The organism is Massilia niastensis DSM 21313 (genome assembly GCF_000382345.1).
GTDB classification, from domain to species: domain Bacteria; phylum Pseudomonadota; class Gammaproteobacteria; order Burkholderiales; family Burkholderiaceae_D; genus Telluria; species Telluria niastensis.
This window is the reverse complement of sequence record NZ_KB908153.1, coordinates 1-22,140: the sequence shown is the minus strand read 5'-3', so window position 1 is coordinate 22,140 and position 22,140 is coordinate 1. Positions and strand designations below refer to the sequence as shown.

The window sequence follows — 22,140 nt, the reverse complement described above, 5'->3', positions numbered from 1 at the left end:
TACTTCTTCCGGATTCAGAGTGACGCTCAGCATGAGCTAGCGACACTCGTACAAGTCATGCCTGATGACCATAGCAAGTCGGTCCCACCCCTTCCCATCCCGAACAGGACCGTGAAACGACTTTGCGCCGATGATAGTGCTGCAACCAGTGTGAAAGTAGGTTATCGTCAGGCTAGTTATAAGAAAAACCCCACCAGTGATCTGGTGGGGTTTTTTGCGTTTGGGCGTCGGTTTCCTCGTGCGTCAGACCGCACGGCCTACCACACGCAGCTTGAAGCGTTGGGAGCTGTGCCGCCAACGCCAACGCCAAAGGCTCAGGCGTGCACGATGCCTGCCTTCGCCGCCCATTGTTCCAGACTGCTGCGCTTGATCGCTGCCGCCATCATGTCCGGAAACAGATCGGGCGTACACGCAAACACCGGCGCTCCCATCGCCGCCAGCTTCGCCGCGTTAGCGCGGTCATAGGACGGCGCGCCACTATCATCCAGCGCCAGCAGCACGACAACCTGGACACCGTTGGCTATCATGCTTGCGGCGCGCTTGAGCATCTCGTCATTGTTCCCGCCTTCGCAGAGATCACTGATCAGGACAAAAATCGTGTCCTTCGGCCGGGTGACCAGTCCCTGGCAGTAAGCCAGTGCGCGGTTGATGTCTGTGCCGCCGCCCAGCTGGGTACCGAACAATACCTCGACCGGATCCGACAGCATGGGCGTCAGGTCGACCACCGCGGTATCGAAGACCACCACCGAGGTGCTGACCGACTTGATGCTTGCCAGGACGGCCGCGAACACGCTGGCGTAGACCACCGAGGGCGCCATCGAACCAGATTGGTCGATGCAGAGCACGATGTCGCGCAAGGTCTGGCCCTTGCGTCCAAAGCCGATCCGCGTTTCCGGAATGACGGTGCGGTACTCGGCCTGGTAATGTTTCAGGTTGGCGCGGATGGTGCGTATCCAGTCGATTTCGTTGTGACGAGGGCGCCGGTTCCGCACCGCCCGGCTCAGCGCACCGGCCACGGCCTGCCGCATCGGACTGGCCAGCTTCTGTTCAAGTTCCCGGACCACGCGCCCGACCACCAGGCGCGCGGTGCTGCGCGTCTTGTTCGGCATCACGCGATTCAGGCTCAACAGGGTCGCGACGAGATGCACGTCCGGCTCGACCGCCATCAGCATCTCGGGCTCGCACAGCATCCGCTGCAGGCCGAGACGCTCGAGCGCATCTTTCTGCATCACCTGTACCACCGTGGACGGGAAGTACTGGCGGATGTCACCCAGCCAGCGCGCCACATTGGGGGCCGAGGCGCCCAGTCCGGCTCCCCGCTCGGACTGCGCATACAGGGCGTCCAGTGCGCGGTCCATCGCGACGTCGGCGGCGCCAAGCTGGACGTCGCCGCCGACGTCTCCGCCAAGGATCAGGCGCCAGCGCCGGGTAAGCTCGGTGTTGTCGGTGTCATTCGCCATGGACGGGTTCCGGCGCGGCTGCGCTTCCAAGAATGGTTCGAAGGATGGGGAGGATGCGCGCGGCGCGCTCGCGGTCTACCGTATGCGGCGCCGATGTGACTACCTTGTACTGCCGCCCCGAGGATCCGGTGGAGGCCCGTTCCGTCAGTTGACGCCGCTCCGCCGGCGAATAGCTGCCGAAGGTACGCCGCAGCAAAGGCAGCAGTTCGACAAAGGTATCGCCCGGCTGCGCCATCAGCCAGGCGTTGACGAGATCCCACAGCTCGTCGCTGTGCGCCAGCAACGTGCCGCCGCCGTCCAGGAAGCCTTCCAGCCATTGCGCGGTGACCAGCGGCGTCACCGAGGGCGAGCAGCGTAGCGACAACTGCTGCGCCGCGGCGTCGGGTGGCCATTGCGCCTGCTCTTTCAGGATACGGGTGCAGCGGCCGGCGATCAGCGGATGACTCAGGTCGCTGCGCGCCACGGTGTCGAGGGCGGAGAACCAGGCCTGCGTATGCGCCTCGTCCTGCAGGCGGCGGATTGCCTGGTCGCCACTCACCAGCTGTTCGAGCAGGGTGGCGGCGGCATCGTCGGCCAGTGCGCGCGTACTGTATGGAAGCGCGATGCATGCGCGGGTGATCAATCCACCGGCGATATGGGCCACTGCGCCCGTGTCGGTGCCGCGCACATTGCCGTAGCGGACCACGTCGACGAGCGGCGGCACGGCCTGGAGCAGGAAGCCGAGGTCGGGAGTGAGCGCACCGACATCCTGGATGCGCTGCATGACCGGATCGACGGCATCGCGCAGATCGGCCAGCAGGATCTGCTGCATCAGCGTAGTCAGGTCGGGAAGGGTGGACTCCGCCGCGCCGCGGCTGACCGCATAGGCGTTGGCCGCGCGCTCCAGCGTCGCGCCCCAGAGGCTCGCTTCGATCAGGCGGATCGCGAATTCTGGTTCCCACGCCAGCCGCCACAGTTCATGAAAGGTGCCGCTCTTTCCCTGCGCCAGCTGGTGCCGCCCCCAGCTCACGCCGAGCAGGGCGAGACGGTGCAGCAGCACGCTCTTTTCCAGATGGGCGGGCTGGCGAAGATCAAGATCGAGATCGACCGTATCGGCACGCACCGGAAGCCTGAGCCGTTTCTGTTGCGCCTGTACGTCCTGCACCAGCGGAAGCGTCGGTACATCGGCCGGCACTTCGCCCAGGCGGTCGTTGATCAGGAGGTCGCGCTGGATCAGGCGCAGTGCCGCGTCGCTGTCCTGGCCGAAGACAGCACGTACCGCTTCCAGCAGTTCATCCACGCCCGCACGTGGGCGCTCGCGCAGCGCGGCCAGGGTGTCGGCAAGCCGCAAGGCTTCGATCACGTGGGCGGACGATGCGTCGAGGTCGTTCTTGCGCAGCAGGGCGGCGACGTCGGTCAGCCAGTACAGGCCGGCCTGGTCGCCACGCTCCCAGACATGCTGGTACCAGCCGGGTGCGACGACACCGGCGCCGTAACCGCTGGCGAAAGTGAGCCTGCCATAGCTCCACGGGACCCAGGTCGCGGCGACCTTTTCTTTCGGCAGTCCCTTGAGTAGCTCGGCATCGCTCCTGGCTGTCGGCCGGTTTGCCAGCGCCGGAACATGCCAGGCGCCGCAGACGACCGCAATGCGCGCAAATCCTTCCTTTTCGGCCGTGCGGATCGCGTTGCGCATGAACGCTTCGCGGCGCAGTTCGAGCTGCGAGGGAGACGGCGCCATCTCGTTGCGCACGACGGTCATCATCTCGGCGATCGCCTCGAACAGGTCGAGACTGTCGCGCCGCTGCTCGACCAGATGGTCCCACCATGTTTCGGTATCGCCGTAACCGGCCGCGCGGGCCAGCCATTGGAGCGGATCCGCCTCGATCTCGGCGGGAGCGGCGGTGGGCGCATCGTCCGTCCCTGGCGCCGCAACCAGCCGGTGGCTCTGGGGCAGGTCGCAGAACCTGACGGGAACGCCTTGCTCGTTCGCGTGGCGGATCGCCTGCCATTCGGGTGAGTAAGCGGCAAACGGATAGAACACGGCGCGCTCCGGCGCTGCGGTCGCGTACACCAGCAGGGCAGCCGGCGGCGTCAGTCCCGGCCGGCCGACATGGCCGGTCAGGCCATCCGCTTCGGGCGGGCCTTCGACCAGGATGCAGTCGGGCTGCAGCGCGCGCAAGGCCTGCAGCAGGCTGCGGGCGCAGCCCGGACCATGGTGGCGGATGCCGAACAGGTGGACGCTCATGCCGTCCGCTTAGTTCATCACATCGCGGCAGGCGCGATACAGGTCTTTCCAGCCGTCGCGCTCTTTCACGACGGTCTCCAGGTACTCGAGCATCGCAACCCGATCCTGCACCGGATCCTTGACGATTGCGCCCACCATGCCCGCCGCGAGGTCGGCGCCGCGCATGACGCCATCGCCGAAGTGCGCGGCCAGCGACATGCCATGGGTGATCACGGAAATCGCCTCGGCCGTGCTCATGCTGGAGGTGGTCGCCTTGAGCTTGATCTTGCCGTCCACGGTCGCGCCCTGGCGCAGTTCCCTGAACACGGTCACGATACGGCGGATCTCTTCCAGCGCGGGCGCTTCGCCCGGCAGTTCGAGTGCGCGGCCCATGCTCGCCACGCGCGTCTCGACAATGCGCACTTCCTCGTCGGCCGTGCGGGGCGGCGGCAGTACGACGGTATTGAAGCGGCGCTTGAGCGCGCTCGACAGCTCATTCACGCCGCGGTCGCGGTCGTTTGCCGTGGCGATCACGTTGAAGCCCTTCTGTGCCTGGACTTCGTCATCCAGCTCTGCGATCGGCAGGACCTTCTCGGACAGGATGGAGATCAGGCTATCCTGGACTTCGCCGGGGATGCGGGTCAGCTCTTCGATCCTTGCGATTTTCCCCTCGCGCATTGCCCGCATCACCGGGCTGGGAACCACCGCCTCCAGCGATGGCCCCTTGGCCAGCAGCTGCGCATAGTTCCAGCCGTAGCGCACCGCTTCCTCGCCGGTGCCCGCCGTCCCCTGTACGACCAGGGTCGAGTCGCCGCTGATCGCAGCGGCAAGATGTTCGGACACCCACGACTTCGCGGTTCCCGGAACGCCGAGCAGCAGCAGCGCGCGGTCGGTGGCCAGTGTCGCCACCGCGATTTCGATCACGCGCGCATTGCCGATGTACTTGGGACCGATCTCGACCCCGTTCTCGAGCACGCCGCCCATCAGGTAGGTCGAGACGGCCCACGGCGACATCCGCCAGCGCGGCGGACGCTGCCGCTTGTCGCAGGCGATCAGGGCTTCGATCTCCCGTGCGTACTGATCTTCCGCGTGCTGGCGTAGGACGTTGGTGGTCGATGCGGTCATGCGGGCTCCTGGAATGAAAGCGACATCTCGTGCCGGAAACGGACGGTGTCGAAGAATGTGGCGATGTGTTCGCGCACGGTCCCGGCGGGCGGGTCGGATGCCAGCCAGGGCGCTTCGAGACCGAGCACGGCCTCGGTAGCCACGACCGGAGCGAGAGACGTCAGGGTTTGCCTGAGCAGCCAGTGCGCGTCGGGCGTCGCGGGCAGCTCCTTGAGCAGGCGCTCGACGATGTGACGCGACAGCGCAGCCGGCCAGGTCGCTCCGGAACGGCTGGTCAGCCGCATGAGCAGCTCGAGCAGGCCGGCGTGGTGCGGTCCCCAGCCGTGGGGTGCGGCAGAGACGATGCGCGTCAGGAAGGCATGCGGGTCTTCGTCCTCGATGTCCTGGAACACGTCGAAGAAATCGGCCGGATAGTGGTGGCGAGTCGGCGCGTCGTTAGCCAGCCAGAATGATGCCAGCGCATCGATCCACTCGGTCAGCGCGCGCGCGGGCGCAACGCCGCGCACGGTGGCCATCGCCCAGCCACGGATGACGGCGTGCGCAAATTCGCTTCCCGCGGCGAGCGCGAGGCACTCGGCGGGCGGCATCTGAAAGCGCTGCGACCAGCTGCGTGGATCGACCGCGGCGACGATGTCGACCACCCATCCGGCCTTCTCGCCCAGACCCCGGTGCGCGGCGATGCCGATACCGTCGCGCGCCATTGTTTTGTCGCAGGCTGCCGGCAGCTCGACCTCGAGACGGCGGCGCCCCAGCAGCGGGCGTTTTACCTGAAGCAGCGGCTCCGCACGCGCCTGCATGCGCTGTGCGTAGCCGGAGCCGGGCAGGCGCGCAAGCAGCGGCTGCGCGGCGATGCGCACTTCCTTGCGGCGATCATCAAGCGCGGCCTCGAGGAAGGCTTCATCGTCCGGGCCCAAGCCGATATCCAGGCAGGCAAGCAGTTCCGCGCGACGCTCCGGCGGTTCGCTGGACCATGAGGCAGCCAGCGCTGCGAGTGCGGCCGCCGGCTCGATGGCGCGCCATGCCCTCAGGGCCGACTTGCGCTCTGCGGGTGTACCCGTTTGCCAGAGCGCCTCCAGGTTGTCATGCTCCTGCCGCGCCAGTGCCCACTGCCATTCCGGTTCCAGGCGGGCCAGCCACCGGCCTCGTTCGCCGAGTACGCTCGACACGGCGGACTGCAACTGCGCCTGCCGGCCCGCAAGCGCGAGCACATTCGGCAGGAAGCGCGGAGGCAAGCGGCCTCCATACCGCTGCAATAGCTGCAGCCACTGGTGCAGCAGGACCTGCGCGTGTTCGCCCTGCAGCAAGCGCGCAAGCAGGGCTTCCGCTGCGCCAGGACATGGCCGCAGCTGTTCTGTCGCGGCGACGGGCATCGCGGCGGCGTAGGCGGTACTGCCTTCGGGGATGTAACCGGCACGCGCCCACAGCGTATGCGAACCGATGGCCAGCCAGAGATGCTCTTCCACGCTATCCTGTGTGGTCGCATGGGGTGTGGCGAGTACCGCGGCCAGTTCCGGCGGCAGCGCATCGATACGCGCGCCTACGGCGCGGGAGGTCCCGACCTGGAGCAGGCTATGCATCTGTTTGGCCGCGTCGCTCATTCGAACAGGTCCGTTTCGATGTTGTACAGGCGGCCGCCATGCCAGACGCTGAGCGGGAGCAGCGATTCGCCGTCCCATTCGCCGATGACGGACAGGGGATGGCCGCCGCTCAGTGCAGCCAGGTGCATGCCATGCCGGAAAGCGGCGTTCAATGGAATGCGTGTACCGGCCGCATCGAACAAGGCCGTTCGGCCGCCGGGATCCGGGACGACATCGGGCAGCATGACTGGATAGGCTTCCAGGAACGGCTGGACCGCCAACGCGTCCGCATAGCGCTCAAGGAGGGTGGGAAAGCCAGCCGGTGCGGGAATCGGAGTGTGCATCGGCAGCACTGGCGACTGGTGCAGTACCAGTGCGCGCAAAGGCAGGGCACTCGGGTAGAAACACAGATCGCCATCGAATTCGGTGCCAACCGCCACCGCGTGATCGAAGCCCTGGCTACCGGCGGCGTATTGGAGAAGGAGCGCCCAGCGTTCGCTGGTGACGCCGTATAGCCAGGTGGCGCGGCTGCGGATGCGCTCTTCTTCATTCGTGCGCTGCGCGATGACCAGCCAGCGATCCCTGAGCGGCGCTTCGGCCAGGACTTCTTCCTTGCTTACCGCGAAGCCAACGAGTGCGCGGACATCGCGTTGCAGGCCCGCAGGAAGCTGATCGATCCCTTGCCAGGCTTTGCTGAGCACATAGATCGAGGCCAGTTCGTTTGCCAGCCTGCGCTCCCAGCCAGGCACCATGGTGTGAAAACACATTGCGCCCGCACGCCGGAGACGAGCGCCGAGGACGCCGGCCTGGGTATCGACGAGGCGCGCGGCCATGCCGTCCCAGAAGGACGGTCCGCGTTCGCGAACGCTCGCCAGCCCCTCGCGCGCCAGGTCGTGCAGCCAGGTCTGCAGATCCGCCATGCCCCTGCTGACATTCTCCTCCCGCTTTTCTTCACGCCTGCGTGTCTGCGCCGCCGCAGCTTCCGCCTGCGCGGGCGTCGCTTCGACGGCCTTCTCGGCTTTCTTTTCCTGGCGTTGCTGGCGGCTCTGGAGCCAATCGTTCACCCAGGGCGGTGCACTGGCGCGCGAAAAGAGAGTGGGTTGAGCGCTCAGTAGAAGGTAGAGCCCCAATCCATGCTTGCACGGGAATTTGCGGCTCGGGCAAGAGCACTTGAACGCCGGTTCGCTGGTGTCGATCTGGGTGCGATAGGGCGTCTTGCCGCTGCCTTGGCATTCGCCCCATAAGGCGCGGTCGTCGCGTCCGAGCTGATCCCATTTCGATGCCGTAGCCAGTTGGCTGCCGGCTTTGGCCGACGCCGGGTCTGGAGCCAGCGAGAGAATTTGATCTGCTGTGAGGGCCACGTGAACACCGTTTTGTCAGAGTGTGAAAACTATACCGACTCATCCGGGGCGAAGCGACCTTTTTTCCATGCAGTAGAGATAAAGTGAATGAAAGTCCTGGGCGGATGGATGCGTGCTGACGGAGCACGCATATAAGAAAAGCACGCCGCCCCGATCTGGCCACTCAGGCAAAGAATTCGACCCGCCCATCATCCAGGTCATACCGTGCGCCAACCACGAGCAGGCGCTTCGTCCTCACCGGCTCGAGCAGCATGGCCTGCGAGCCACGCAGCTTGTTCACCACGCGTTCAACATTCGCCCGCACCGAAGCATCCAGCAGTTCATCATGCGTGAACTTCTTGTTTCCCAGCCGTGCCCGGGCGCTCAATACCGCCGGGATGATCGGTTCGACCATCTGTCCGATACTGCCCGGGAAACCGGTCTGTTTCTCGACGACAGAAACCGCCGCGTCGACGGCGCCGCAACGTTCATGCCCCATCACGACAATCAAGGGCACGCCAAGCTCGGCCACGGCGTATTCGATACTGCCCTGGGCAACCGTATCGACCGTATTCCCTGCGTTACGCACAATGAACAGCTCTCCAAGGCCGCGTCCGAACAACAGCTCCGGTGGAACGCGTGAATCGGAACAACTGACGAGCACCGCGATCGGGGTCTGGCCACGGGCGATCTCCAGGCGTCGTTCCTTGCCCTGGATGACCGGATGCGGCTTGTCCGCAGTGAACTGGGCATTTCCTTCCTTGAGCAGGTCGAGCGCCTGCTGGCCCGTCAGGGTGGTTTTCTTTCCCGGTGCGGAATACGCCATCTCCGAGTAGGCAGCAGCGGCAACAGCGGTCCCGCATGCGCACAGCGTCTTGAAGAACTGCCGTTTTGACGTGCTGAGTTCACTCATGATCTCTCCTTTGACATTGTTCGGTTAGTCGGCGATGCGGGACGGCTTCACCGCCCCATCACCCGTGCAATCCTATCGCCTGGAACTTCAGGCCTTACGCTTATCGAGCCGCTGTAGACATGGAGCAGTCCACCGGCATGTCGTCTTTGCGCCGATCCGACAACATGCTGCGACAGCGACGACTCTTCAGACACGGAAAGCCATTCCCCCAGGGGACGACATGGGGTTACGCCCTCATGCGCTAGCGCCGCAGCGCAATCAGCCTCTCGAACATTTGCTCCGCCGAGTCAGCGATGCGGTCCAGGCTCGCCTCGCGCAACCGCGCAGTATCGACAACATGTTCGCTGCGCAGGCCAGCCCAGCGCAACAGCGCGGCGCCCGCCTCCGGATGATCGAACAGCCCATGAAGATAGGTGCCTAGCACCTGGCCATCCTGCGAGACGGCTCCTTCCTGGCGCCCATCGATCACGAACGCCGGGATCGCCATGGCATCTCCTTGCGAGACGCCCATGTGGATCTCGTACCCGCTGACCCGCGCCTGCGCTGCTTCGCCGGCGAAGGCGCACATGCCGCTCACCTGCGCCAGCCGCTTTTCCCGGCTCAGTTCCGTCTCGATGTCGAGCAGGCCGAGTCCCTCGGAGCTGCCCGGCGTCCCCTCGACTCCATGCGGATCGGTCACGCTGCATCCCAGCATCTGGAAGCCGCCGCAGATGCCGATCACCTTGCCGCCATACCGCAGATGGCGCGCCAGCTGCTCCGGCCAGGCCTGCGCCCGCAGCCAGGCCAGGTCCCCGCGCGTGTTCTTGCTGCCCGGTAGGACGATCAGGTCCGCCGCGGGAATCGCTTCGCCGGCGCGCACGAAGCGCAGGTCGACGTCGGGATGTGCCCGCAGCGCATCGAAGTCCGTGTGGTTGCTCATGCGCGGAAGACTCGGCACCACGACACGGAAGCGTCCGCGCCTGGCCTGGTCCGGCTGCACCGCATCCTCGGCATCCAGGTACAGCCCGTGCAGGTAAGGCAGCACGCCCAGCACCGGCTTGCCGGTTTCGCGCTCGAGCCATTCCAGTCCCGGCTCGAGCAGCTTGATATCGCCACGGAAGCGATTGATCACGAAGCCGACAATGCGCTCGCGCTCCGAAGCCGACAGGCAGGACAGCGTCCCGACGATATGCGCGAACACACCGCCGCGATCGATGTCCGCCACCAGGATGACCGGACAGTCGACCGCCTCGGCGAAGCCCATGTTCGCGATGTCGCGGTCGCGCAGGTTGATCTCGGCCGGACTGCCGGCGCCTTCCACGACCACCGCATCGTACTGCGACCGCAGCCGGTCATGCGATTCCAGCACCGCCTGCATGGCGACCGTCTTGTACTCGTGGTAATCGCGCGCGTTCATCTCCGCGCGCACGCGGCCATGAATGATGACCTGCGCCCCGATATCGCTCGATGGCTTGAGCAGCACCGGGTTCATGTCCGTATGCGGCTCGACGCCCGCGGCGATCGCCTGCAGGGCCTGCGCCCGCCCGATCTCGCCGCCGTTCCGGGTGACCGCGCTGTTGAGCGCCATGTTCTGGGGCTTGAACGGGGCGACGCGGACACCGCGCCGCTTGAGCAGGCGGCACAGCGCGGCCACGATCGTGCTCTTGCCGGCATCCGACGTGGTGCCCTGAACCATCAGGGTCTGGTGAGGAAAATCGCTCATCGGGTCCTGTGCTGGCGTGCCAGTTCGAGTTTTTCGCACAGCGCGGCGGTGCCCTGCACCATGCGCGGGCCTGCGCGGTTCAGCAGGTCGCCATCCAGCGTGAACAGGTTGTTGTTGCGCACCGCGGTCAGCGTGCCATACGGTTTCCACAGATTGACGCCGCCATAGTTCTTCTCGGCGGTCCCGAAGATCGCCTCCGGGTCTGCCTGCAGCACGCCTTCGATGGTCACGACCGGGGCAGTCACGGCCAGCTTGTCGAAGATGTTCTCGCCGCCGCACAGGCGCAGCGCATCGGTGATGATGTGCTTCCCGCTCAGCGTGTACAGCGGCTTGTCCCAGACCTGGTAGAAGGTCCGCACCGTCGGACGATTCGCATACTTCGCGCGCAGGCTCGCCAGCTGCTGGCGAAGCTGGGCGGCCGTGGCTTTCGCCGCCGCTTCGGTCCCCATGAGCTGCCCGAGCCGCACCACGTTGTCGGGGATGTTCTCGAGCGTTTGCGGATCGCTCTGGAATACCGGCACGCCGAGCTGGCGGACCATCTCGATCTGCCGTTCGGAGCTGTTGTGCATCCACGCGACGATGAGGTCCGGCCTGGCGGCGATGACACGCTCCAGATCGATCTCGCGGTTCGAGCCGATGCGCGGGATGCCCTTCGCCGCTTCCGGATAATCGCTGTAGTTCACTGCGCCGACGATCCGGTTGGCGCCGCCCGCCGCGAACAGCATCTCGGTGACATGCGGCGCCATCGAGATCACACGCTCCGCGGGCTTGCTGATGGTGACGGTCTTGCCCGCGTCGTCCGTCACGGTAATCGCCGCCTGTGCCTGTACCGCCAGCATGCTGGCCAGCAGCATGGTTTTCCTCATTGCTCTCTCCATTCGTGAAGTGCTTGTTCGAAGCGCCGCCATCCTTCCTCGCTGCCCGGCAGGCCGACGCGGATGCCGCGCGCCGCTTCGCGGAACAGCCGGCACCAGATGCCGCGGCTGGCCATATGCTCATGAAACTCCTCCGCGCGGGGTTCCGGCCACCACTGGAACAGCGGCGTGCCGCTCGAGACCATGCCGTGCGCGTGCAGCAGGGCGCGCATCCTTTCCCCCGCCTGTGCCAGGCTGGCTTGCGTATCGCACTGCCAGCCGGTGTCGAGCAAGGCCCGCAGGGCGATCTGCTGCGCCGGACCGCTGACCGCCCACGGCCCGAGCTGGTCCGCGAGTTCCGCCAGCAAAGCCCCGTTGGCGGCGACGAAGCCGAGGCGCAGGCCAGCCAGTCCGAAGAACTTGCCGACCGACCGCAGTACCACGAGGCCCGGCTGCGCCGCATGCGCGGCGACGCTGAGCATGGGCGCGGTATCGCCGAACGCTTCGTCGACCACGAGCCAGCCCCCGCGGGCGTGCAGCCGCGCCGCCCATTCCAGCAGGCGCTCCGCTGCCACCGTCTCGCCAGTGGGATTGTTGGGATTGACGACGACGACCACGTCGTTCTCGTCGACCGCCCGGTCGAGGCATGCATAGGAGACCAGCCGCCGCACATGGCCGTGACGGCTCCAGTGATGGGCGTGCTCCGCATACGAAGGCGCCGATACCGCCACCAGCGACGGCGGCCGCAGGCGCGGCAAGACCTGGATGACTGCCTGCGTGCCGGCGACCGGCAGCAGTTGCGGCGCGCCATAGTAGGCGCAGGCCGCATCGAGCAGGCGCGGATCCGGTTCCGGAAGACGGTGCCAGGCATCCGCCGGCAGTGGAGGGATGGGATAAGCGTGCGGGTTGATCCCGGTCGACAGGTCGATCCAGTCCTCGCGCCCGAAACGCCGGGCCGCATCGCGCAGGTTGCCGCCGTGCTCAAGCATGGGACGCACCGAGGGTCAGCAGGACGGCCGCCATGCAGGTCACGGCTGTCCACAGCAGGGCCGTCTTCAGGACCAGCCGCCAGGCGCGCAGGATGTCGGACGCGGTCGCCGCCGGTCCGGCGCCCAGCGCAGGCCGCTGCTCGACGACGCCGTCATACATCGCCGCGCCGCCGAGCGACACCCCGAGCGCGCCTGCGCCGCTGGCCATCACCGGGCCCGCGTTCGGGCTGCTCCAGGCGCCGGCCTGGGCGCGCCAGCAGTGCCATGCGCGCGCGCGTCCGGCGCCTGCCAGGAGCACATACGACAGCGCCGTCAGCCGTGCGGGGAGGTAGTTCATCACGTCGTCGATGCGCGCCGCGACACGGCCGAACAGGTTGAAGCGCTCGTTCCGGTAGCCCCACATCGCGTCCAGCGTGTTCGCCAGCCGGAACAGCAGCGCACCCGGGCCGCCGGCGACGAGGAACCAGAACAGCGTCCCGAACACGGCGTCGTTGCCATTCTCGAGCAGCGACTCGGCGCTGGCCTTCGCCAGGTCCGGCTCCTGTGCGCCGGCCGTGTCGCGGCTGACGATGCGCGCGGTGAGCGCACGCGCCCGCGCCAGGTCGCCCGCACGCAGCGCCAGATAGATGGGCAAGGTATGGTCGCGCAGGCTGCGCAGGCCGATGCAGAAGTAGAGCAGCAGCGCGTGCAGCCACAGGCCGGCGATGTCGGCCAGGTAGGCGGACAGGAGACTCAGCGGCAGTACCGCCAGCAGCCACGCCGCGGCGCCGCGCAGCAGGCGCGCGCCGCCACGGTTCAGGCGGCGCTCGATCAGGCTGGCCAGCCGGCCGAAGCCCACCAGCGGATGCCAGCGCCGCGTCTCTCCCAGCAGCAGGTCGAGCGCGACACCGGCCACCAGCAACAGCGCCACCGCCAGCGGCGACAGCCCGTTCAGCATGGCGCTCCTTTCAGCACGAGCGGCAGGCCGGCGGCCACGAACACGGCGCGCTCGGAACGGGCGGCGACCGCCTGGTTCAGGCGTCCCGCTTCGTCGACGAAGCTGCGCGAGATCGCGCCCCAGGGCACGATGCCCATGCCGACTTCGTTCGACACGAACACGACCTCGCCCGGCAGTCCCTCGTCCAGCGCAGCGAGCAGGGCCGCGCGCTCGTCATGGAAACGCGCGGGCAGCTCCACCGCGCCCACCTCGGGGTAGGCGCGGCCGTCCGAGAACATCAGGTTGCTGAGCCAGAGTGTCAGGCAGTCGACCAGCACCAGCCGCTGCGGCGCGCAGTGGCGGCGCAGCACAGCGGCGAGCGCCAGCTCTTCCTCGACGGTGCGCCACGCGGCCGGCCGTCGTTCGCGGTGATGCGCGATCCGGGCGGACATCTCGCCGTCCCCCGCGCGCGAGGTGGCGACATAGATGACTTCCTTGCCCGAGGCCTGCGCCAGGCCCTCTGCAAACGCACTCTTGCCGGAACGCGCGCCGCCGAAGACGAGCGTACAGCTCAACGCCGTCCTCCCTTGAACATCGCCGCCACCGCCGCCGGATTCGACGGGAAGTAGCCGTGGAAGTAAGAGGCCGTGAGCGAACCGCGGCGGAACACGGCCTCGCCCTGCGCGCAATTGCTCTGCTTGATGGTGTACGCCTGCGGCTGGGGCGCCGATTCCATGCGCGAGTAGTGGAAGACGTGACCGCGGATCTCGCCGTCGGCGGTTGGCATCGCGTGGGTTCCCAGTCCAGCCAGGCGTTGCTGCATGATGATCTCGCCCGGCAGCAGTCCCGCCATTTCCCAGCGCTTTCCCTGGATGTCGGTCAGCCCGTCGGTGAGCGCCATCATGCCGCCGCATTCCGCGACGATCGGCACGCCTCGCGCATGGGCGGCGCGGATGGACGCGCGCCAGCGTTGCGCCGCCTGCAGGGCCGGGCCGTGCAGTTCCGGATAGCCGCCGGGCAGGTAGACCGCATCGGCATCGTCCGGCACCGGCTCGTCGGCCAGCGGCGCGAAATAGGTCAGCCGTGCGCCGAGCTGCTGCAGCAGATCCGCATTGGCCGGATACACGAACACGAAGGACGCGTCGCGCGCGATGGCGATGGTCCGGCCCGCGAGCAGCTTTTTCTCAGGTGGAGGCTGCGCGCTCGACGGCGGCATGATGGGCAAGGCGTCCCAAGCCGCGTCGTTGAATTCGATCTGGTCGGCCAGCGCATCGAGAATCTTGTCCAGCTCCTCGACTTCACCCGGCACCACCAGGCCGAGATGCCGCCCAGGCAGCTCCAGTTGCTGGCGCGGCAGGGTGCCGATCAGGGGAATGTCGCGCAGCGAGCCTTTGATCATGGCCGCGTGGCCGGCGCTGGCCACGCGGTTGGCGACCACGCCCGCCATCTGCACCGGACCGTAGTCGCGCAGGCCCTGCGCCACCGCGCCCGCCGTCTGCGCCATTGCCGAGGCATCGAGCACGGCCAGCACGGGAATGCCGAACTCGCGCGACAGGTCCGCCGCCGAAGGCGAGCCGTCATACAGGCCCATGACCCCTTCGAGCAGGATGGCGTCGGCCTTGCGCGCCGCCTCGCCCAGCCGGCGCCGGCACTCGTCGAGGCCGACCATCCACAAGTCGAGGTTGTAGACCCGCGAGCCGCAGGCGCATTCCAGCAGCATCGGGTCGATGAAGTCCGGACCACACTTGAAGACGCGCACGCGCTTGCCCATGCGGACCAGGCGCCGCGCCAGCGCAGCCGTCACCGTCGTCTTGCCCTGGTTGGACGCCATGGCCGAGACCATGACGACACGGGCTCCCTCGCGTGTGCTCATCACCACTCCGTTCCAGCCTGCGCTGCGATACCGGACTTGAAGGCGTGCTTGACGACATTCATCTCGGTGACGGTATCGGCGACCGCCACCAGTTCCGGCGGGGCGCCGCGGCCGGTCACGACCGCGTGCTGCATCTCCGGACGGTCGAGCAGGTCGGCAATCACCGTGTGCACGTCGAGGTAACGGTATTTCAGCGCGATATTCAGTTCGTCCAGCACCACCATGCCATAGGAAGGGTCGGACAGGAAGCTTTTTGCCTGTTCCCAGGCCTGGGCCGCCTTGGCGATGTCGCGTTCGCGGTTCTGGGTTTCCCAGGTGTAGCCTTCGCCCATCGCATGGAAGCTCACCTCATCCGGGAAGCGGCGCAGGAAGAGCTCTTCGCCGGTCGACATCGCTCCCTTGATGAACTGGACCACGCCGACCTTCATGCCGTGGCCGAGGGCGCGCGCCACCATGCCGAACGCGCTCGAGCTCTTGCCCTTGCCGTTGCCGGTATTGACGATGATGATGCCGATTTCCTTGTCGGCCGCGGCGATCTTGGCGTCGATCACCGCCTTCTTGCGCTCCATGCGGGCGCGGTGGCGTTCGTTCAGTGCTGCGATCTCGTCGGGAGTCATCTCGTTCATGCGTTAACCTCGAGTGGAATGAAGATGCGCCGGCCGCCGTGTTCGATCATGTCGATCGGGTGGCCGAGGAAGTCGCCCAGCAGCGCCGGCTGCATGGTCTGGTCGACGGGGCCGGCCTGCCAGCGTCCGTCGCCCATCAACAGCAGGGCGTGGGTGGAAATGCGGTGCGCCAGGTTCAGGTCGTGGCCGACCATGACCACGGTCTTGCCCTGTTCGCGGCACAGGCGGGCCAGCAGGCCCATGACGCTGACCTGGTGCGCCAGGTCGAGCGCGTTGGCGGGTTCGTCGAGCAGCAGCAGCGGCGTCTCCTGCGCGAGCAGGGCGGCGATGGCCACGCGCTGGCGCTCGCCGCCGGACAGGGTGCGCACGTCGCGCCCGGCCAGCTCGGCCACTTCCATTGCCGCGAGCGCCTGCATCGCCGCGAAGTGGTCGTCGCTGCCCTCCCAGTAGCGGTTCCCGTGGTAGGGGTGGCGGGCCGACAGCACGGTTTCGATCACGCTGTAGGCAAAGGCGTCGTGGCGCGACTGGGCGAGGAAGGCGCGTTCGCGCGCCAGCTCGTCGGGCGCCCAGCCGGCCAGTTCGCGGCCGCGGATGCTGACGGCGCCCGCATCCGGGCGGTGCAGTCCCGCGAGCGTGCGCAGCAGCGTGCTCTTGCCCGCGCCGTTGCGGCCGATGACGCTCCAGCATTCGCCGGGACGTACCTGCCAGTTCAGCTGATGCACCAGGGTGCGGCTGCCGGCGTTCAGGCTCAGGTCGGTGGTCTGGATCATGTTGTCATCTCCGCAGCCGGTGGAGTTGGTAAAGGAAGACCGGGGCCCCGATGACGGCCGTGATGGCGCCGACCGGCAGCTGCTGCGGCGCGATGATGGTGCGCGCGAGCGTATCGCACAGCACCAGGAAGGCGCCGCCGGCCAGCACCGCCGCCGGAACGAGCACGCGGTGGTCCGGCCCGAAGGCGAAGCGGCAGGCGTGCGGAATGATCAGGCCGACGAAACCCACCGAACCGGCGCTGGTCACCGCGCTGGCGGTCAGCAGCCCGGACACGAAGAACAGCCCCTTGCGCAAGGCGCCCACGCGGATGCCGAGGGTGGACGCCGCCTCGGCATGCAGCGCGACCACGTTCATCGCACGCGCGCTGCGCAGGGCATAGACCAGCGAGCCGGCCAGCACGATCCAGGGCGTGAGGCGCAGCGGCGCGCCGGCCAGGTCGCCGATCATCCAGAAGATCATGCTGCGCAGGCGGCCTTCCGGCGCGATCGACAGCATCAGGGTCACGAGCGCCATGCACAGCGAGGACAGGATCACGCCGGTCAGCAGCAGCATCGAGGCGCCGCCTTCGGCCGCGAGTCCGCTGCGCAGGTCGCGCCGGGCCAGCAGGTAGAGCAGCATCGAGACGGCCACCGCGCCCGCCAGCGCCGCCGCGTCCACGGTCGCCGCCGTGGCCATCAGCAGCAGCGCCAGGAGCGCGCCGACCGAGGCGCCGGCCGAGATCCCGAGCACATATGGATCGGCCAGCGGATTGCGCAGCAGCGCCTGCATCATCACTCCCGCCAGGGCCAGCGCGCCGCCCGTGACGAACGCGGTCAGCGCACGGCCGGCGCGCAGTTCCAGCAGCGAGGCCGGCAGCGACTCGGCCCTGCCGCCCGCGAGCTCGCGCAGCGCGTTCGGCACATCGGCCAGCGCGACCCGGATCGACCCGGTCATGCCGGAGAAAAGCAGGCTGGCGACCGCGCACACCAGCAGGATGCCGATGATGAGCAGGGCGCGCTGGCGCAGCGGACGAAGTGGAGGATGCATGCTGTCCCTTGTGTTGGATGCCCCGTCAGCGGATACCGTAGCGCAGGGCGGCGAACCAGGTGCGGCCGCTGGTTCCGTAATTGCGTGCGAGTTCATAGTGCTTGTCCGCGACATTGTTGACGCGCACCAGCAGCGACAGCTCGGGGGTGAATTGCCAGGTAGTGTACAGGTTGAGCAGCCCATAGCCGCCCAGCGGGCGCAGGTTGCCCGCGTCGTCGAAGCGGCCGCCCGAGAGCTGCCATTCGGCGCCGGTCTTCAGGGTGCCGGCCGTGTAGTCGGCGGCGAAGCTGGCGTGTTCCTTGGCGCGGCGCGCCAGGCGCTTGCCGGTGGTTTCGTCGCGCGGGTCCTGCCAGTCGATGCTGCCGCGCAGGTTGACGCCGGCGATGCGGGTGCTGGCGCCGATGGTCACGCCTTCCAGCAGCGCTTCGTTGACGTTGTAGGCGCAGCTGCCGGGACGGCCGCCCGGACATGGCGAGGCCGAGACGATCATGTCGGTCAGGCGGTTGCGGTAGTAGGCGGCGTCGAGCTGTACGCTGTTGCCGTCGTAGCGCAGGCCGACTTCGCGGTTGCGCCCCTTTTCGGGCTGGTTGCTCTCCAGGCCAAAGCCGGGGAAGTACAGCTCGTTGAAGGTCGGGGCGCGGAAGCTGGTGCCGACGCTGGCGGTGGCGCGCAGGCCGTTGCCGAAGTCATAGCCGTAGCCGGCGGCGCCGGTGTTCTTGCTGCCGTAGACCGAGCGGTCGTGGCGCGCGCTGAGGTCGACCAGGTGGCTGCCGCGCTTGAGGGAATAGACCCCGGCATACGAATTCGTGATGCGGGTGCGCGACAGGGCGGCGCTGGAGCTGGACTCCACTTCTTCCTGGCGGTGGCTGTACAGCAGCTGCAGCGTGTCCGGGCCGAGGGCGATGGTGTTCTGCCAGGTCAGCTCGTCCTGCTGGGTGTCGATCTGGCTGGCGCCGGAGGCCGCGGTGCTCGTGAAGCTGCTCTGCTTGTCGTCCGAGCGGGCCAGCTGCAAGGTGCTGCGCCAGTTCGGCAGGATCTGGTTGGTCATGAACAGCGCGACGGTATTCAGTTCCTGGTCGCCGTGCGTGTCGTAGGCACTGGAGCCGCTGTCGTACTGGTTGAACAGGCGGCTGGCCAGGAACTGGGCGCCGATTTCGTGGCCCCGGGCGAGCGCCTTCGACACGCGGCCGTTGACGCTGCGGCGGCGGTAGCCGTCTTCGTCGGCGTTGTGGCCCGATGTGCCCGGGCGGGTGGCGGAAAAGCCGTCCGAATCCTCGTAGCCGGCGCTGAAGGCGTAGCTGAGCGCACGCTCGCCGCCGGTCGATCCGTGGATACTGGCGTCGGCCTGGCGGGTGGCGTTGCTGCCCGCGCCGCTTGACGCGCCGACGACCGGCCCGCCTTCGCCCTTGCGGGTGAAGATCTGGATCACGCCGCCGATCGCATCGGCGCCGTACAGGGTGGTGAGCGGACCGTAGACGATCTCGATGCGGTCGATGGCGCCAAGCGGCACGGCATTCCAGCTGGCGGCGCCGGTCGTCGCGGAGCCGACGCGCACGCCGTCGAGCAGGACGACCACCTGGTTGCTGTTGGCGCCGCGAACGAACACGCTGGTGGATGCGCCCGCGCTGCCGTTGCGGCCAATCTCGATGCCGCGCTGGCGCTGCAGGATATCGGCGACCGAACCGGCGCCCGAGCGCGCGATCTCTTCGGCATGGATGACGGTGGTATCGGCAATCACGTCGGCGGCGCGTTGCGGCGTGCGGGTGGCGGTGACGACCACGGTGTCGAGGGTCTCGGCGAAAGCGGAAGGCGAAGCGATGGCGAGTGCGAGCGACACCGCGGCCGCTTGCCGTGTTACAGGAAAGTTCATGACAGTTCTTATCGATGACAACCAGCCGACGTCCCCGTAGGCCAGATTGAACAGACGCGCACCGCTGGCGCGCATCCACCTTTTGGCCGGTATCCGGGCTGGCAAGTGTGGCCGTCCGACCTTCCCATGCGATCGCACAGTGGTCATGGAAGACGGTTTGCCGCGTAAAGCGGCACTTGCTTACCGTTGCGGGGGCAGCACACGTTGGCCCTGCGAAAGGGCTGCGTGTTTCCCGTTTAACTGCGACTGTGAACACAGCCGCGAGCACCAAAACGGCGCCATTATACGGTCTTGTCAGTCTTTCAGCAGCATGATCTCGCCGTAGGCGATGCGGTGGGGTGCCTGGGCGGCGCGCAGGGCGGCTTCCTCGATGGCGCCACCGCTATGGAGAGAGGACAGCAGCCGGATCGTGCCGGCGTGGCAGATGACGAGGGCGCGTGCATGGCCCGTCCGCTGGAGATCGGCGCGGAATGCGGCCACGCGCCGGGCCACGTCGATCACGCTTTCGCCGCCGCCCGGGCGGTAGTGGAGCAGGTCGGCGCTCCAGGCGTCGATCCCGGCGCGGTCGATGTCGTCCCAGCTGCGCATTTCCCATGCGCCGAAATCCATCTCGGCCAGCCGCGCGTCGAAGACCGGCGGGGATGCGCCAAGACGCCGGGCCAGTTCGGCGCAGCGCCCGAGCGGGCTGGCGTACACCGGCATCTCCGCCGGCAGGCCGGCTTGCAGGAGTGCGATGCGGACCCGTTCGATCTCGCTGTCCGCTACCGCGACGTCGGTCGCGCCGTAGCAGTGCCCGGCCGGGACATCGGGTTGCGGATGGCGGACGAGGTAGAGCTGCACGGTGTCAGGCCAGTGCGCCGTGGCCCAGGGTGGCCAGCACGGCGATATGGATGGCCACCTCCGACAGCTGCTGGACCGCGCCGAGGCAGTCGCCGGTATAGCCGCCCAGGCGGCGTTCGAAGGTGCGCGCGAGCCAGAAAGTCGCGAGGAGGGCGGCCGCCAGGGCGGCTGCCAGTGCCGTCACCTGGAGTGCGCCATGGAGCACGAGCGCGGCGGCGGGCAGCAGCACGGTGAGAAAGGCGATGCCGAATTCGCCGGCTGTCATGCGTTCGGCCAGCGGCTTGGCCTTGCCTTCCGCACGCGCATATTCCATCTTCCAGATGAGCGAGGTGGCGGCAAGCCGGGACAGTGGATGGGCCAGCAGCAGCGCTGCGATGGCGCTGGCAGGCGGCAGCATGGCCAGGGTGGTGCACTTTGCGATCAGCATGCACACGACACCGATCGCCCCATAGGCGCCGACCCGCGAGTCCTTCATGATCTCCAGGGCGCGTTCACGCGTCATGCCGCCGCCCAGTCCATCGCAGGTATCGGCGAAGCCGTCTTCGTGGAAGGCGCCGGTGAGGTAGATCGTGGCGGCGGTGGACAGCACGGCGGCGACCGGCGCCGGCAAGAAGAGCGCTGCGCCCGCATACACGCCTGCCGCGATGCCGCCCACGACCAGTCCGACCAGCGGGAAGTAGCGCGAGGCGTGGTTCAGCCACGCGGCTTCGAATCCGACCCAGCGCGGGATCGGCAGCCGCGTGAAGAACTGCAGGGCGATGAAGAACAGGCGCAGCTGCTGCATCTCAGTCCGCGCGCGTGCTGACCTGGGCCGAGGCGAAGGTCGCCATCTCGTTCAGGAAGTTGGCGGCGGCGTGCAGCAGCGGCAGGGCGAGCGCGCAGCCGGTGCCTTCGCCGAGGCGCAGGCCGAGGTTCAGGAGCGGCTTCGCGTTCAGGTGTTCGAGCATCAGCGCGTGGCCGTTCTCGTCGGAGCAGTGCGAGAACACGCAGTAGTCGAGGATGGCCGGCTGCAGGCGCGCGGCCACCAGCAGCGCACTGGTGACGATGAAGCCGTCGATAAGCAGGACCTTGCGCAGTTCCGCAGCCTTGAGCATCGCGCCCGCCATCATGGCGATCTCGAAGCCGCCAAAGGCGGCGAGGATGTCGAGCGGTTCGCTGGCGCTCGCATGCAGGGCGGTGGCGGCGGCAATCACGCGCTCCTTGTGCAGGACTCCCTCGGCCGAGAGGCCGGTGCCGGCGCCGACGCAGCGCGCCACCGGCAGGCCGGTGAGCTTGTGCATCAGGGCCGCCGCGGAGGTGGTGTTCCCGATGCCCATCTCGCCGAAGCCGACGACATTGCCCGGCAGGTCGCGCACCAGTGCCATGCCATGCTCGATGGCGGCCGCGCACTCCTGCGCCGACATCGCCGCTTCCCTGGCGAAGTTGCGGGTGCCAGGGGCGACCTTGCGATCGAGCAGGGCGTCGCGCAGGCCGAACTCATGGTTGACGCCCGCATCGACGACATGCAGGGCGCAACCGTTCTGGCGTGCGAACACATTGATCGCCGCGCCCTTGGCCAGGAAGTTTTCCACCATCTGCCAGGTCACATCCTGCGGGAAGGCGGAGATGCCTTCCGCAACCACGCCATGGTCGCCCGCAAAGACGAGAATGGCCGGCTGGTCGATCACGACCTTCGTCGAGCCCTGGATCAGGCCGAGCTGGGCAGCCAGTGTCTCCAGGCGTCCGAGACTGCCGAGCGGCTTGGTCTTGTTATTGATGGCGTCGGCGAGTGCCCGGGCCAGGTCCGCGTGATGGATGGGAGCGATGGTTGGAATATGCATGTATGTACAGGGAGGGTCGAAAGGCGGCGGCTACGATAGCACAATCATAAGCGTTGCAAGTGTGGCAGGTCTTTGTTATAGTCTCGCTCCCTCGACGCAGACAGTGCTGCAAAGCGGTTTGAATAGAGGGTGAAACAAAAAGAAGTTGACGACAAACGCAAAACACCGCATAATCTCGCTTCTCTGCTGCTGACGAACACAACGCTTCGCAGTGCAGCAAAAATGCAGTACCGAA

General features: G+C 67.4%; 19 protein-coding genes, 1 rRNA gene and 1 riboswitch. Of the genes, 1 reads left to right on the top strand and 19 read right to left on the bottom strand.

Features of this window, described 5'->3' with window-relative positions:
• Positions 1 to 60: 60 nt before the first annotated feature.
• Positions 61 to 173: ribosomal RNA gene (gene rrf / locus H162_RS0127115) — 5S ribosomal RNA — on the top strand.
• Positions 174 to 314: 141 nt separating this feature from the next.
• Here rrf and H162_RS0127110 read toward each other — a convergent pair.
• The 19 genes from H162_RS0127110 to cobT all read right to left on the bottom strand — a co-directional run bounded on the left by H162_RS0127110 (position 315) and on the right by cobT (position 21,905).
• Positions 315 to 1,460 carry a VWA domain-containing protein gene (locus H162_RS0127110; protein ID WP_020656628.1) on the bottom strand — a complete coding sequence of 382 codons (1,146 nt, stop codon included), beginning with the start codon at positions 1,458 to 1,460 and terminating at the stop codon, positions 315 to 317.
• Positions 1,450 to 3,684 carry a DUF5682 family protein gene (locus H162_RS0127105; protein WP_020656627.1) on the bottom strand — a complete coding sequence of 745 codons (2,235 nt, stop codon included), beginning with the start codon at positions 3,682 to 3,684 and terminating at the stop codon, positions 1,450 to 1,452. The genes H162_RS0127110 and H162_RS0127105 overlap by 11 nt, the downstream gene beginning before the upstream one ends.
• A gap of 9 nt (positions 3,685 to 3,693) precedes the next feature.
• Positions 3,694 to 4,788 (bottom strand): ATP-binding protein, encoded by a 1,095-nt coding sequence (locus tag H162_RS0127100; RefSeq protein ID WP_020656626.1) that lies wholly within the window; start codon positions 4,786 to 4,788, stop codon positions 3,694 to 3,696.
• Entirely contained in the window at positions 4,785 to 6,386 is a 1,602-nt protein-coding gene (locus H162_RS32915; RefSeq protein ID WP_020656625.1) for a DUF5691 domain-containing protein, read from the bottom strand. The genes H162_RS0127100 and H162_RS32915 overlap by 4 nt, the downstream gene beginning before the upstream one ends.
• On the bottom strand, positions 6,383 to 7,726 hold the full coding sequence (locus H162_RS0127090) for an SWIM zinc finger family protein (RefSeq protein WP_026355159.1): 1,344 nt from the start codon (positions 7,724 to 7,726) through the stop codon (positions 6,383 to 6,385). Before H162_RS0127090 ends, H162_RS32915 begins: the two co-directional genes overlap by 4 nt.
• A 163-nt stretch (positions 7,727 to 7,889) precedes the next feature.
• A complete protein-coding gene (locus tag H162_RS0127085; RefSeq protein ID WP_020656623.1) occupies positions 7,890 to 8,618 on the bottom strand; it encodes a carbonic anhydrase in 729 nt (242 codons plus the stop codon).
• 241 nt (positions 8,619 to 8,859) lie between these two features.
• Positions 8,860 to 10,320 carry a cobyric acid synthase gene (locus H162_RS0127080; RefSeq protein WP_020656622.1) on the bottom strand — a complete coding sequence of 487 codons (1,461 nt, stop codon included), beginning with the start codon at positions 10,318 to 10,320 and terminating at the stop codon, positions 8,860 to 8,862.
• A complete protein-coding gene (locus tag H162_RS0127075) occupies positions 10,317 to 11,186 on the bottom strand; it encodes a cobalamin-binding protein (RefSeq protein ID WP_020656621.1) in 870 nt (289 codons plus the stop codon). The genes H162_RS0127080 and H162_RS0127075 overlap by 4 nt, the downstream gene beginning before the upstream one ends.
• Positions 11,183 to 12,163 carry a threonine-phosphate decarboxylase CobD gene (gene cobD, locus H162_RS0127070; RefSeq protein WP_020656620.1) on the bottom strand — a complete coding sequence of 327 codons (981 nt, stop codon included), beginning with the start codon at positions 12,161 to 12,163 and terminating at the stop codon, positions 11,183 to 11,185. Before cobD ends, H162_RS0127075 begins: the two co-directional genes overlap by 4 nt.
• On the bottom strand, positions 12,156 to 13,100 hold the full coding sequence (cbiB, locus tag H162_RS0127065) for an adenosylcobinamide-phosphate synthase CbiB (RefSeq protein ID WP_020656619.1): 945 nt from the start codon (positions 13,098 to 13,100) through the stop codon (positions 12,156 to 12,158). Before cbiB ends, cobD begins: the two co-directional genes overlap by 8 nt.
• Entirely contained in the window at positions 13,094 to 13,654 is a 561-nt protein-coding gene (gene cobU / locus H162_RS0127060; RefSeq protein ID WP_020656618.1) for a bifunctional adenosylcobinamide kinase/adenosylcobinamide-phosphate guanylyltransferase, read from the bottom strand. The genes cbiB and cobU overlap by 7 nt, the downstream gene beginning before the upstream one ends.
• The gene (locus tag H162_RS0127055; RefSeq protein WP_026355157.1) at positions 13,651 to 14,952 is read right to left on the bottom strand and encodes a cobyrinic acid a,c-diamide synthase CobB; all 1,302 of its coding nucleotides are present in this window, start codon (positions 14,950 to 14,952) and stop codon (positions 13,651 to 13,653) included. Before H162_RS0127055 ends, cobU begins: the two co-directional genes overlap by 4 nt.
• Positions 14,952 to 15,578, bottom strand: a complete 627-nt coding sequence (cobO, locus tag H162_RS0127050) for a cob(I)yrinic acid a,c-diamide adenosyltransferase (protein ID WP_020656616.1) — start codon at positions 15,576 to 15,578, stop codon at positions 14,952 to 14,954. Before cobO ends, H162_RS0127055 begins: the two co-directional genes overlap by 1 nt.
• Complete coding sequence (locus tag H162_RS0127045) at positions 15,575 to 16,348, bottom strand: ABC transporter ATP-binding protein (RefSeq protein ID WP_020656615.1); 774 nt, start codon at positions 16,346 to 16,348, stop codon at positions 15,575 to 15,577. Before H162_RS0127045 ends, cobO begins: the two co-directional genes overlap by 4 nt.
• Before the next feature lie 4 nt (positions 16,349 to 16,352).
• Positions 16,353 to 17,375, bottom strand: coding sequence for a FecCD family ABC transporter permease (locus H162_RS0127040; protein ID WP_020656614.1), 1,023 nt, complete (start codon positions 17,373 to 17,375; stop codon positions 16,353 to 16,355).
• 25 nt (positions 17,376 to 17,400) lie between these two features.
• On the bottom strand, positions 17,401 to 19,245 hold the full coding sequence (locus H162_RS0127035) for a TonB-dependent receptor domain-containing protein (RefSeq protein ID WP_026355156.1): 1,845 nt from the start codon (positions 19,243 to 19,245) through the stop codon (positions 17,401 to 17,403).
• Between the two features lie 67 nt (positions 19,246 to 19,312).
• A riboswitch (cobalamin riboswitch) is annotated at positions 19,313 to 19,532 on the bottom strand.
• Positions 19,533 to 19,539: 7 nt separating this feature from the next.
• Positions 19,540 to 20,085 (bottom strand): histidine phosphatase family protein, encoded by a 546-nt coding sequence (locus H162_RS0127030; protein ID WP_020656612.1) that lies wholly within the window; start codon positions 20,083 to 20,085, stop codon positions 19,540 to 19,542.
• A 4-nt stretch (positions 20,086 to 20,089) separates the two neighbouring features.
• On the bottom strand, positions 20,090 to 20,869 hold the full coding sequence (locus H162_RS0127025; protein WP_020656611.1) for an adenosylcobinamide-GDP ribazoletransferase: 780 nt from the start codon (positions 20,867 to 20,869) through the stop codon (positions 20,090 to 20,092).
• A 1-nt stretch (position 20,870) separates the two neighbouring features.
• Positions 20,871 to 21,905, bottom strand: a complete 1,035-nt coding sequence (gene cobT, locus H162_RS0127020) for a nicotinate-nucleotide--dimethylbenzimidazole phosphoribosyltransferase (protein WP_020656610.1) — start codon at positions 21,903 to 21,905, stop codon at positions 20,871 to 20,873.
• Positions 21,906 to 22,140 lie beyond the last annotated feature (235 nt).